Origin of the sequence: Candidatus Tisiphia endosymbiont of Xenochironomus xenolabis (assembly GCF_964264705.1) — a bacterium.
GTDB lineage: Bacteria > Pseudomonadota > Alphaproteobacteria > Rickettsiales > Rickettsiaceae > Tisiphia.
The window spans coordinates 1,519,361-1,531,547 of record NZ_OZ183473.1; the positions used below are offsets into that span (position 1 = coordinate 1,519,361).

10 protein-coding genes and 1 pseudogene are annotated in these 12,187 nt (G+C 35.5%); 1 reads left to right on the forward strand and 10 read right to left on the reverse strand.

All coding sequences use genetic code 11. The features are described from left to right. Window position 1 precedes the first annotated feature (1 nt). Window positions 2-586: a hypothetical protein gene (locus ACFELY_RS07415; RefSeq protein ID WP_375333260.1), complete on the forward strand. Its 585-nt coding sequence runs from the start codon at window positions 2-4 to the stop codon at window positions 584-586. 5 nt (window positions 587-591) lie between these two features. On the opposite strand, the gene ACFELY_RS07420 is transcribed toward ACFELY_RS07415, so the two are convergent. The 10 genes and pseudogenes from ACFELY_RS07420 to ACFELY_RS07465 all read right to left on the reverse strand — a co-directional run. Next, window positions 592-3,462: a conjugal transfer protein TraG N-terminal domain-containing protein gene (locus tag ACFELY_RS07420; protein ID WP_375333259.1), complete on the reverse strand. Its 2,871-nt coding sequence runs from the start codon at window positions 3,460-3,462 to the stop codon at window positions 592-594. 529 nt (window positions 3,463-3,991) lie between these two features. Continuing rightward, window positions 3,992-5,419 carry a conjugal transfer protein TraH gene (locus ACFELY_RS07425; protein ID WP_375333258.1) on the reverse strand — a complete coding sequence of 476 codons (1,428 nt, stop codon included), beginning with the start codon at window positions 5,417-5,419 and terminating at the stop codon, window positions 3,992-3,994. Beyond that, window positions 5,409-6,518: a conjugal transfer protein TraF gene (gene traF, locus ACFELY_RS07430; protein WP_341759831.1), complete on the reverse strand. Its 1,110-nt coding sequence runs from the start codon at window positions 6,516-6,518 to the stop codon at window positions 5,409-5,411. The genes ACFELY_RS07425 and traF overlap by 11 nt, the downstream gene beginning before the upstream one ends. After that, window positions 6,518-7,702: a conjugal transfer protein TraN gene (gene traN / locus ACFELY_RS07435; RefSeq protein ID WP_341759830.1), complete on the reverse strand. Its 1,185-nt coding sequence runs from the start codon at window positions 7,700-7,702 to the stop codon at window positions 6,518-6,520. The genes traF and traN overlap by 1 nt, the downstream gene beginning before the upstream one ends. After that, on the reverse strand, window positions 7,675-9,138 hold the full coding sequence (locus ACFELY_RS07440) for a hypothetical protein (RefSeq protein ID WP_375333257.1): 1,464 nt from the start codon (window positions 9,136-9,138) through the stop codon (window positions 7,675-7,677). The genes traN and ACFELY_RS07440 overlap by 28 nt, the downstream gene beginning before the upstream one ends. Before the next feature lie 196 nt (window positions 9,139-9,334). Then, the gene (gene trbC, locus ACFELY_RS07445) at window positions 9,335-10,021 is read right to left on the reverse strand and encodes a type-F conjugative transfer system pilin assembly protein TrbC (RefSeq protein WP_341759828.1); all 687 of its coding nucleotides are present in this window, start codon (window positions 10,019-10,021) and stop codon (window positions 9,335-9,337) included. Next, window positions 9,991-11,106 carry a conjugal transfer pilus assembly protein TraU gene (gene traU / locus ACFELY_RS07450; RefSeq protein ID WP_341759827.1) on the reverse strand — a complete coding sequence of 372 codons (1,116 nt, stop codon included), beginning with the start codon at window positions 11,104-11,106 and terminating at the stop codon, window positions 9,991-9,993. The genes trbC and traU overlap by 31 nt, the downstream gene beginning before the upstream one ends. After that, window positions 11,093-11,518, reverse strand: coding sequence for a type II toxin-antitoxin system VapC family toxin (locus tag ACFELY_RS07455; protein ID WP_341750032.1), 426 nt, complete (start codon window positions 11,516-11,518; stop codon window positions 11,093-11,095). The genes traU and ACFELY_RS07455 overlap by 14 nt, the downstream gene beginning before the upstream one ends. Next, complete coding sequence (locus ACFELY_RS07460; RefSeq protein ID WP_094649825.1) at window positions 11,515-11,781, reverse strand: type II toxin-antitoxin system prevent-host-death family antitoxin; 267 nt, start codon at window positions 11,779-11,781, stop codon at window positions 11,515-11,517. Before ACFELY_RS07460 ends, ACFELY_RS07455 begins: the two co-directional genes overlap by 4 nt. A gap of 115 nt (window positions 11,782-11,896) precedes the next feature. Further along, window positions 11,897-12,187 (reverse strand): annotated as a pseudogene (locus ACFELY_RS07465) (conjugal transfer protein TraW); the annotation flags it as partial.

Below are 12,187 nucleotides of genomic sequence, written 5' to 3' on the forward strand. Positions count from 1 at the left end.
TATGAATTGGATCAAATCACGGCTAAATAAAGATAATTTCTGGAATTTAATGTTCTGGTCTGGGGTGGTTTTTAGTGTCTTTATGGTTATATTGCTGGACGAGTTATTACATAATAAAGTTGTCAATTTTATATCAGCTTGGATAACTATATTGTTAGTACCATATTTAATTGCTAGATGTAATAAAGTTAAATATACAGAGGACAAAATATTTCTAAATAGTGAAGGGCAAAATTTAATGAATAGGTTACCTAAACAATTATTTTGGGTAATACTTTTGATGTTTGCTGTTACCGTATGGGTTGGTTCCATGCTGGATACCCATTGGAAAGATGTTAACGATTTTATTTCATCAATTTTGATAGTTGGTACTTTGTTATCTGTTCCTACTTTATATTTCATATATAAAAATTGTCCTATTTCTATTTTATTTAACAAAAATGCTTGGCAACAAGAAATTATAGGTATGAAAGCAGGGACATATAATTCTAATGTCCATTCTTCTACCTTTAGTTCCAATAACATATATTACACTGGCATTGAACATCGTAATCTACCTGGTAATATGTATTATCATAGAAAGTAAATCTTTCACTTATAATCTTTTGGTTTACCTTGCCTTGCATTTTGATAAGCTCCTTTGTTAAACTGCCAGCCTTTTGAGGAGCCTTTAGCTGCTCCTCCTATAGTCTTACCAGCTGCACCAAATGTTACAATGTCTAAAGCTCCAGCTGTTGTTCTGGCTATTTTTCCCTGCCCAAGCCTATCTTCTTCATACTTATCAATCTCTGCCTGTAAATCTTTTCGCTCAAGTTGATTAACTTGCCGGATATTATTATATTGTTCAGAATTTTTATCCGTTACTTTTTTACCCTTGTTTTTTAGTTCTCCTTCTTTTTCATGAATATTTGCTGCAAATTCATTAATATTAATACCGCTTTTTGTTGCTACTTCTTTAACTTGCGATTCAGGATTTCTATTAATTTGCTTATCATGTTCATTGCTAAAATCATTCAATGCTTTTTCTGCATGCTGACCCGATACTTGTTGCTTACCGCTATTTATTTCAGGCATTAAATTTTGTAATTCTTCAGATGCTATTTTATTCCATACTTTCATCACGTCAGGATGCCTTTTGTCTACTAGCTTCCTCACGGAGTTTGCATCCATACCAAACTCTATTACACAGCGGTCTAACACTTCTTGATACATATCTTTGTTAACTGTCGCTGATTCTAATTCAAGTTTGCTTTTTGTTTTGTACCAATTATCTACTGTTTCTTGACGCATTGATACTTGTGCCTCTAATCTTTTCTGTTTTTCATAGCTGTTTCTTACTGCATCACTATAATGTTTCTCAGCACTATTATCTTTTCCCCATACTTCGCTTGATGCTGCTTTGACTATATTGTTGTAATCTTCATGAGTATTATTTTGTTTTGATGTATCATTATCCTCCATAAAAGACTGATCGCTCATATTTCTAGCAGTAACTGAACCTTCTACGCTACCAGAGACACCAATACCAGTAAGTCCTTTTAGTGGAGTAGACGCAGTCATAGATGCTTTCAATGCTGCATCTGTTGCTTGTTGCCAACTATATCCATATTGTTCTTTAAGAGTTCTTACGTTGTTTATTGCTCGTTGAAGTGACTTGCCTTGCTCTCCCATTATATCATAATTACAACTTTCCCCACTATGTTCACGTTGTGCTAAGCTGGAAACAAAATCAGCTGTTTTACTAAAGGTATTACTCTTTGCATCTGATAGGGCTCTTTGATCTGACTTCAACAAACTTTCAGACGTGTGTATGCCTTGAGTCACATGATTTTGGGCTGTTTGTTCCAGATTAAATTTGGTAATACCAACCGAAGTATTAATACCTTGACCGCCAGTGTAAATTACGTTGCCATCAGGATTATTGCGAGCTATACTACCATCAGCCTGTTGCCAGCTATTACCCCCTTCAACATATTGCATATTATGGTCGGTCTTATATCCTGATTTCATATATTGCTGACTGTTCCCTTCTGAAACATTATCAATGCTTCTATTACCACTTGCTGCCTCTGCTCCTATACTACCACCTGTTGCTTGCAGCCCACCAATAATTGATCCAGCTAAGTGACCAAGACTGCTAACTCCACCTTGCATAATAGCAAATGCCAAAAATGGTATTACCATTTGTAAACCTGCTGCTACTGTTACTATTGTATCAACATGATTGGTGATTGTACTGCTACTACTGAAACTTAACATTAAATTTGAGCCAGTCTTTAAATGACTATACGTACCCATGATCATATTAATGATGGCATTTAATGCTGGCCATAATTGTAGTGATGCGACTAGGGTTAGGTAAGAAGTATATTTTGCTATGCCACCACTAAAGATCAACATTGGCACTAAGAACATAAATGATGCATAGACTATACATTTTATTACCACTAGTAACATTGGGAGATATAAGCTTGCCATATCACTTGATAATAGCCAGCCGCTTTCTTGATTAGTTCGTGCTCGTGCCATTGCATAGTTACCGGCTGTATAGTCAGATAGACTATTGATCATCATTTGCTGACGTAGTATGTCACCTGCTTTTTGACTGCCACCATAGAGTGCTTTAATATTTTTCTCTAAAACATTTGATATAATTGATGAGCTAGTTGATGGAGTATAATTTGATCCACCTCTTGCTAAAGCAAATTCTGTATTGGCATTTTTTGATACTACTCTTTTGATTTCTTCATCAAAATAATTTTCAAAGAAATTTACTGCCTCTCTACAAGTGACATTACGCATTTTATCTCCTATTCGCAGATAAAGACGAGTTAAAGTTCCAGCTTTGCTACTTACTAATTTCCAAATATCTGGAGTATCTATTAATTGTTTAGGAGTAAATTGGTAGCCGATCATTGCTGGAAGTACAATACATTGCTTGATAAAAGATCGCATATTTTCTACAAATTCTGGGTCTTTTATGCGAACCTGACGTAATTCCTTTTTTAGTCTTGCACCAAATAACATCCCATAATTATAATAAGAAAATGTAGATGACCCAGAAACAAGAGACTCTATCGGTGCATATACTTGCTCAAAACCTATAGTGATCAAATGACCAAATTCCTCTAATATTCCAACAGGAAGAGCAAAAGCTATGGGAATATTATCAACCTTGCCTATTCTTTTAGTGACATGATCTTTAACAATCATTTCTGTTTTAGGTAGTAATAATGTGTTAATTAGTATAATCATACCAAGTACTTTAAACACATATGCCCGCCACACCATATTACTATTACTATACGACATTTTTACTGCATAATAGCATCCGGTAATTATGCATAGACTATTTACTAAATCTGTATAAAATTCACTATTGCGAAACATTGCCAGACCATTTAACACATAGTACAAAGCATCGTAATAACCGTAAGTGTGAATTGTTAAATCAAGTTCCATATTTCCTACCTATTTTCCTTTTCTTCCCTTCTTTCTATTATAGCTAATCAGATTAGCATTTAGTCATAGTAAACTGGCGTCTATTAGCGAGAATCCACTTTAGCGTCGAAGCAATCCAGAAAAGTAATTAAAATGGATTGCTTCGACCATTACATGGTCTCGCAATGACGTATGTATGTACATCTCCAACATCATTGCGAGGAACCAGTTTGCAATACACCGTCATTGCGAGCCACCGTAGGTGGAGTGGCAATCTATAAAAGAATAGATTGCTTCGTCGGCTTACGCCTTCTCGTAATGACGGCATAATGCTTAATCCATGCCAATTTCACATTTATCCACTCACCTTACGCATAAACCCCATGACAATTTAAAAATTCCAGAAAAGTACAAGACATCATTGCGAGACCACGCAAGTAGGTCGTGGCAATCCACATTCATTAGATTGCTTTGTCGCTACTAAAGTAGCTCCTCGCAATGACGCCATGCTATTTTCTCTATTACTTTTAAATGCCATGCGTAAGGTGAGTTATCCATCTATCTCATTAGTCGACATAAACTCCTGAAACTTCATCTCAAAGTATTTTTCCTCTTGCAACATTCTCATTTTGGTTTGTTCGATAATATTATACCGCCTAAAGGCGTTCTCTCTGCTACCCACCAAAAAGCTAATAGTATTATTTACTTCCTGTTCAAAACTGGTAAATACTCCTATATCTGCCAGCTGCAAGTAAGATAACTCTGATACTGCTTCAGAAGTTTGCTGTAATAATTTGGTAAGATAATTAGTTACCACGTCATAGCATAAGGTTTCAACAAACTCAGCCATGCGGACTGTAAGGTAGCTATTATCAGCGTTAGTGGCAAGTTCTCTCTGTATCTTGTTAGTTAGTGCTATGGATGATAAAGCTATTAAGTTTTCCTCTTCTTCAGTAAAATCACCATTATTAGTTTTTATTTTTTTAACCATCGAAACTAACATATTATCAATACTGCCATATAATGTATCGCTAGCTGATAATCTGGTTTTTGCTTTTTGTGGCAGCAAGCATAAATTTGTTTCATCACACTGATACTGCTCAACATCTACATTACCGTTTCTTATTCCAATAAATTCCTCTATTAATTCTTTATTAACTAGTGATTTCTTATGAATTATAGAACGATGTCCTTCACTATCTTTTTTGCCAATAATAGTCCCTGATATACTCATTAGTAATTCTTTGAAACTAGTTACATCTCCACCACCACTTGCTTTCTTGGTAAGAGCTTTCCATACCAAATTAAAATTATCACCTAGTAAACTTTCGAGTTCTTTATTGGTTTTGGTTGGGTCTCCATTATCCTTTTTAGCTTTATCTCTAATATCTGCCATATCGCTTCCGCTTTTGGTCATTGCCAAGTCACTCTGGCGAGTAAGCTCTGCTCCTTTATTCATTCTGCTAGCTATACCATTACTTATCTGAGTAGCCATATCGCAGGAATTAATGTTGAACTGGTTAGTGTTTCTTTGCATTTGTTCTAAGTAAGTCATAATGTTTTCACATTGAGGGCAGACTGTTTTAATAGCCATAATCGACACATAGCCACCAACATTTTGTACCATTTCTTTAAAAAATTGTTCCATAGCAGAACTTTTGAGAAATGATAATGCCCCACCTCTTAAATCAAGTTGTATTCCACATGGAAGACCACCAAGTTTACAGCTAGGAGCTTGGAAGTTAACAAGCTGCAAATCTTCTATAGGTGGAGACTTAATTAACACTGATCCACCAACTATATGCCCCGATAATTGATCATGTACTATCGCAGTTTTACTAACATTACTCATGGTACCTTTTGGCATAACGCTTTTAATCAGTTTCTCTATACCGGCATAACTATTACTGCTTGCGAGTAAGTATATTGCTAATAAGCAATAAATAGATAATTCCCGTATGAAGTTTCTAATTATCATTTTCCGCTACCTGAGTTTTTTCTTTAGCTATTCTCTTCGTTCCTTCCATCTTATTCAGATATTCAGCAGCAAATATTGCAGCTTCCTCAAGCTCTGACATTGATGCTGCTCCTCTAATTAGTTCAAAATTGATCTTACTGTCATTAGTTACAACTACTATTGTTGGGGTACGTTGCAAGTTTAGCTTATCAGCCAGCCCTTTATTTTGATGAGTTTTAAAAATTTTACTTGTGCTGCCATCCAGGCTTACTGCTTCTACCTTAAATCGGTATTTTTTAGCAAAATCATTAAGTACCGGTTCAAGTATTGTGCAATAAGGACAAGTTGAGGAAAAGAATACAAAGAGTTCTATCTTGCTACTAAGCTCTTTAAGCTTGTTAGTTATTTCCTGTTCATTAATCTCTTCTTTTATTCTTCTGCCATATAGGTTAATTGGGTTATCAATTAAATTGATAATTTCAGGATAAAGAAAATTCACCATCCTAAAGGTATGAGCAAGTTTTAAGCTATCTTCTAGCATCTGTGCCTCCTTTTCCTTATATCTCCTTGCATGTTCAATATTTTCTGGATATCTAATCATCATAAATTTTAACTCCTCTAGTTCCTGGCTAAACTGCTCTACTTCTTGTCTTGCTTTAGCGTATTTTTGTTTCTGTATTTCCTTTAAGGTTAACTCTTTTTGTTTGTTAGCCACCTTCTCAGCTTTTTCTTTTTCCTCAAACCATATCCAACCACGGTAACGTTGATCAAAGAAGTTACTTGCATAACAATAGTTAGGGATGCAGTAATTAGTGGCAACTATGCAAATTAATAATATTTTCAAAATATATGCATAGCTAACCCGACTAGCATTTAGCCATAATAAACTGACGTTAGTGCAAGAAGGTGTAAGCCGACGAAGCAATCCATTTCTAATCACTTTCTTGGATTGCTTTGTCGACCTACGGTCTCCTCGCAATGACGTTTGAGGGGCATATATGTCATTGCGAGAAGCCACTTTAGTGGCGACGAAACAATCTAGAAAAATGATTAAATTTGGATTGCTTCGTCGGCTTATGCATCCTCGCAATGACGTTTGTAAATTTGGTGTACTTGCCATTAATCGTCTCCTATTTTGGTACTCCAACCAGATTTATTATTTCCTTTATTATGAGGATTATTATCTCCTTTTCTGATGTTAGAGGTTGCTGTACCTTTTATCCTGATAGTAATGTCACCGACATTTGGTGCTTTATATTTTCCAGCAAACTTAAGCTTAAAGTCTTCAATAAATTCAGTAAGATCCATTTTGTCAAAATCCAGATTCTGCAATTCTGCTAAAGTTAATCCCCGACAATTAGGGTTGCCGCCACTACCAAAATTCTTTTCCGTGCTACTGATAAGTCCCTTGGCATATAATTGTTTTCTTCCTTCAACCTGAACAACCTTTTGTAGTGAATTCCCAAAGCAACAATAATGATGCTTTACTACTGTCTTCATTATTCCCCTATTTTCTTTTCCGACATATACGCATAGATTCTTCTTGCGGTTTTCAATTAATTGTTTTTCATCGCTATTGCAGTGGGCACCTAAATGGTTGCCCCAACCCTTTAGACTAACTGCACAGCAATTGATATAACCAGTAGCCTTCTTACTACAATGGCTATTAAAACCAGCAAATATTTTAAAATTAAAATCCTTTGCATCTCTTATTTTGCTCACCATGTAAAGCTTGGAGACTGAATCCATCATCTCACCATTAGTCTCGTAGCTTTTATCAACACAGTTACCATCTATACAAGGTACCCCCCTGCAAACTAATCCTTCTTGACCATCTTTTTCAGTTAGTCCCATTCTTGCCTTTTGATTCTCTACTTCCGCTGGTATCCATCTCTTACACGAAAATTCTCTTTGTAAGTTTACGCAATTACCATAGCTATCCCATGTCAGACACTCCCTATCTGCTACAACGTAGCAATGCCGCCATTTAACACAGTCATTTTCAGATGGATATATCTGACAAGTCTTTCCATAACCATATTGCCAACATGGTCTAGTAACTTTTACCCCTTGAATAATTTTCTCACTATTAATATCCAGACACACCCTAGGAGTATCAGCACATTCTACACTCCCTACCTTGCCATCATGCGTCCTGTAAGACGGGGTAAACTTTGTTTTAATCCCTTCGGTATATTTCATCGCCCCCGCCATAACAAAATTACTGTTAAACAGCAATAACATTGGTAGTAAGGTTACTAGCAATACTAACCATTTTACGGCTGGGTGATATTTAGTATACATTTCTCACTCCAATTCTCCTGCCAGTTCAAACAAATACGCTCACTCACATCTAAATTAAAACTCACTCTATTTGCTCCAAGACTAATCGCCTTAATCTCCAATCTATTCGCTCCCTGCCTAACATGAGGCAATAAGTTTACTACTCCAATCCTAGACCTATCAGCTATACAATCTAAACCAAGAGCATATTCACTAACACCAGTATTAACTTTCGGATAACTAGTAACGATGTTTACTCTCCTACCAACCACACCTACATATTTTCTCTTCCCTTTAGTCTTAACTTCCTTATGACCATTCAAAAATAAGTTGTTGCCACCATTAGGACCAACAAATATCACCACACCATTTAATTTGATCATAATGAACATACCGTAAGTAACATCAGTTAGCTGTAATCTGTTGATCGTCAGCAGATTAGTGGTTACATTAAAATCTACGTACCAATTTGCTTCATCAGCACTATAAGTTGTTCCACTCGATTTGTTTATGAGACCGAAAAATACTGTACCTCCACCATAACTATAAGCTGTTCCACTTGATTTATTTATGAGACCAAAAAATGTTGTATCTCCACCAGAGCCATACTTCTCTGCAAAACTAATATGTTTAACCGAACCTGCTAAACCTTGATTGTACTTCATATTCGATCCATTCATTGTCAGTTCGGCTACCTTCTCAGCAAAGTGCAAACATTGAGGTATTAGTTCATCAACGCAACGATATTTGTTACGTAGTTCCTCACATATAGTTTTGTCATAGATTGTATCTCCCTTATCCCGATCGAGTTCCTTTATTAACTGGATATAATACTGCGGTTCTATTTCCTTATTGCCCTTAACTTGCTTACAATCAATATCTAACCTTTTCAAAAAACCTAATAAGCTCGACATCATTTGTCCTGTTCCTTCAGTTATGCTATTTGCATCATCTTTATGTCTCATCATTCCAGGTCTAGAGTAATCAACTAGATATTCATTAACCCAAGCTTCTTTAAATGATTCTCTTATTCCAGAACCTTCAAGCTCTTCTGCCCTAATATTACTTAATTCTGCTCCTTTAGTTCTTGCCTGCTTACTACCAACTAGATCATTAAAACCTGTTTCAGATTCAGCTCCTTTTACTGCAGATACCTTTTGTCTTTCTAAAACTTGTTCAAACCCTTTATAGTTCTCTATTTTCTCATTAAATAACGGGTCTACTTTATTGACATTAGTTTTAGCAGTAGGTTCAGTATATACAGCTAAGCTAGTTAGATGCCAAAAGGGTAGCAGAGCTACACTGAGCCTTAGCAAACAACAACTCATATACCAAAAGTTTTTAAATATTATTTTATAGCTAACCAGATTAGCATTTAGCCATAATAAACTGGTGTCATTGCGAGTAGGCGTAAGCCTACGAAGCAATCCATTTCTCATCACTTTTCTGGATTGCATCAATGCTACTAAGGTAGCTCCTCGCAATGACGTTTGAGTTGCATATATGTCATTGCGAGCGAATGTACATGAGCGTGGCAATCCATGAAGCTTGTATATGGATTGCTTCGTCGGCTCGAAGCCTCCTCGCAATGACGCTTGTGAATTTGGTGTAATGTTAATCAGGTTAGCTATATAATTATTTGTCATTTTAAATTTAATCATTTTTCACTAACCTCTCAGCTTCTTGTGATAAATCACCATTAATTGCAAATTTCTCTAAAGCCTTTTTAACGGAGATACTGCCAGTAATCTTATCGTAAGTGACTTTGCAAGATTTACCAAAACACCCATCTAAGTAACCTTGTTGTTTAACCAGCAAAATAGCTGGGACAACATTAATACCAAAATGGTCAAAGGCTTCGTCATCTATTTGCATACTACCTACTTCACCATTTTTTGATATCGACATAACTAGTTTGGTAAGTTCTTTAAAGCTACCATTGGGTAATCCCTTAAATACCAATGTTCCACCATATTTAACTGCTTGTTTATGATATATCCTCAGTAAATTACCTGGCATCCCGCTACTTACAAATATCTTAAGCACTGCTGAATTAATAAGTTCTTTGTCCCACAATTCTTTATCACTGCAATTTTGATGTTGTTTCAAACAATGTTGCTCATCTAACTCACGCAACTTTTGTAAAATAGCTTCTCTTGTTAATATTTGTCCTGCCTGTCCCAATTCTTTAGCCCAATCTCGCTGCTGATCAGTTGCCTCAATATTTTTTATATTATTTAGCAATTCGCTATTAGCGTTGCTGATATTTTGTGCTATAGTTAAGTGACTAATGCCAAATAGTAATGCAACTAAAAGGCACAACAATTTTTCTTTCGCCATACTAAGTACCCCCAATCTTGTCCGTCATACGGATATTCTTTAAATGTTGAATACATCATGTCACTTAAGCCCAAAGACCAGCAACCAATGCTGCTGGATGTTGATACTGGGTTGACCATCTGTAACTTATATTGACTCTTTTTGATCTTTAATGCCCTAGATTTACGGCATAATTTACCTCCACCTGTTAGAGAAGTGTTTTCATCAGTTGACGTCTCCTGTGCTAATCCTATTCGGTGCATCTTGGCAATTATTCGGGTAGCTAGTAAACTACTACTCTGAACTCCGCCAACATGATCAGCATTTGCTCCTGAAAATGGATACATATTACCCCAACAACCAGCACACCAAAACATGCTATCTAATGGCAACCTGACTGTACTACTTGCACAATCTAAAGCACAAGCTGCTTGGGCTATAGGGTTGGCAAATAAAAAAGCTTCAGGATTTAACAGGCTCTGCAATTTCTCATCATTCCAAGTAACATCAAATTCACTCATATAAGCCACATCAAAGCTATTTTGTTCTAAACAAATAAAATCAGTGATAAGTTCAAGCCAATAAATCAGTGGGTAAACATAATAATGAACATGGTAAAAACTATCGTGAACATGCCTATCATCGTATCCTCTATTAAAGCTACTAATCCTTTTTGCATCCGATCCAATAGGTACTCCACCAAGATTAGTCATACAATAAGGCGTTCTTGTAACATCAATAAGTCTTACTGGTTCCCAAAATCCTATGGTTATCCCTGGTACAGGAATATTTGATTTAATACATAAACAAACTGGTGATGAGGGATTTTTTGTGTCTCTTTTTTTAGGCATAACACCGCTACCAATAGTAATGACATTGCCTATACTTATTGGTAATATGCAGCTCCAACAAATGTCAGTAATTGGATTGACAAAATGCCCTTTACATGTGATACTGGCAGATACTGAAAATGGCATAAAAAGAGCCACTATCAGTATGATGCTTAACCGTGTCTTTGCACCTTGAGCTGGGTCGCCAAACTTTCTGCTCAAGGCTGCATTATTGATATTTATCAACTTTTTACCTCTTACATCATTTAAATCCAAATTCCTCAAAAGGATTTAGTAATTTCACTCCAAATTTATTAAAATGTTTGGTATTACGAGTAACTAAAACCATGTCATGAACTATTGCTTGTGCAGCAAGTAGGCTATCTACCTGATTTGTAGCATCAATAGCAAGTAATTCTCCCCAACATTTACATACATCTATACTATCTATACCAATGGTTCTAGCGGTATAATTTTTAATTAAAATATCTTGCCACCTTTCTAAACTTAATGATGCTACTAAATCTGTCTGTCTCTTTTTAGCAATCCCTTTTTGAATCTCACCGATTGTTAAGTAACTTATATATAATGATTCTATAGCTACTTGATATAACCAAGATATTACTTGGCTATTTGGACTTTTCTTACGGAACTCTGACAATATATTAGTATCAAGTAAATATCTCATATATCAATATCTTCCCTAGCTTTACTTGGTTTTCTTTCAAATAAATCCTCATCATCATCGTTATCAACTTTTGGTATGGATAATAAAAATTCTTTAAATGACATAGGGGGTTTTATTTTATCACCTATATAATCTTCCGCTGAGATAATATAGACAGCTTTATGCCTCTTCTTATCATTTACTAATTGAGGTTGCCCGTTTTCAGCGAGTTCAATAATTTCTTCAAAATGTTCCTTTGCCTCTTGTAACTGCCATTTTTGCATAATTTACCTCTAATTTTATTAATTTAGTTATAATACCATTTTAACATTATTAGACCTAGCTCAAACTTTAGGTTAAATAGTTTCATAGTGCATTATAACTGTTTTTTTGCACCCACTAATCGATTTCTACTTCTCTTATTCTTAATAACTTGCCTTCTTGTTCTATTATCGCTGGGACTTGCTCAATTTTAAATTTTGTCGTTAAAATTCCTGCTTGATCAAAATATACTTCTCTATTTAGTTCTTTCTGTAAATCCAGCGGTCTGCCAGCGATTAATATTAATTTGTCTTCTTCCTTTATTACTTCGTTGCTTTGTTGCTGCCTAAACCACTCTACTTGCAAGCTATCTTTACCATTAATAAATATTAGTTTCTTGTCTAAACTCATGTGATCTAATGGGTTCAA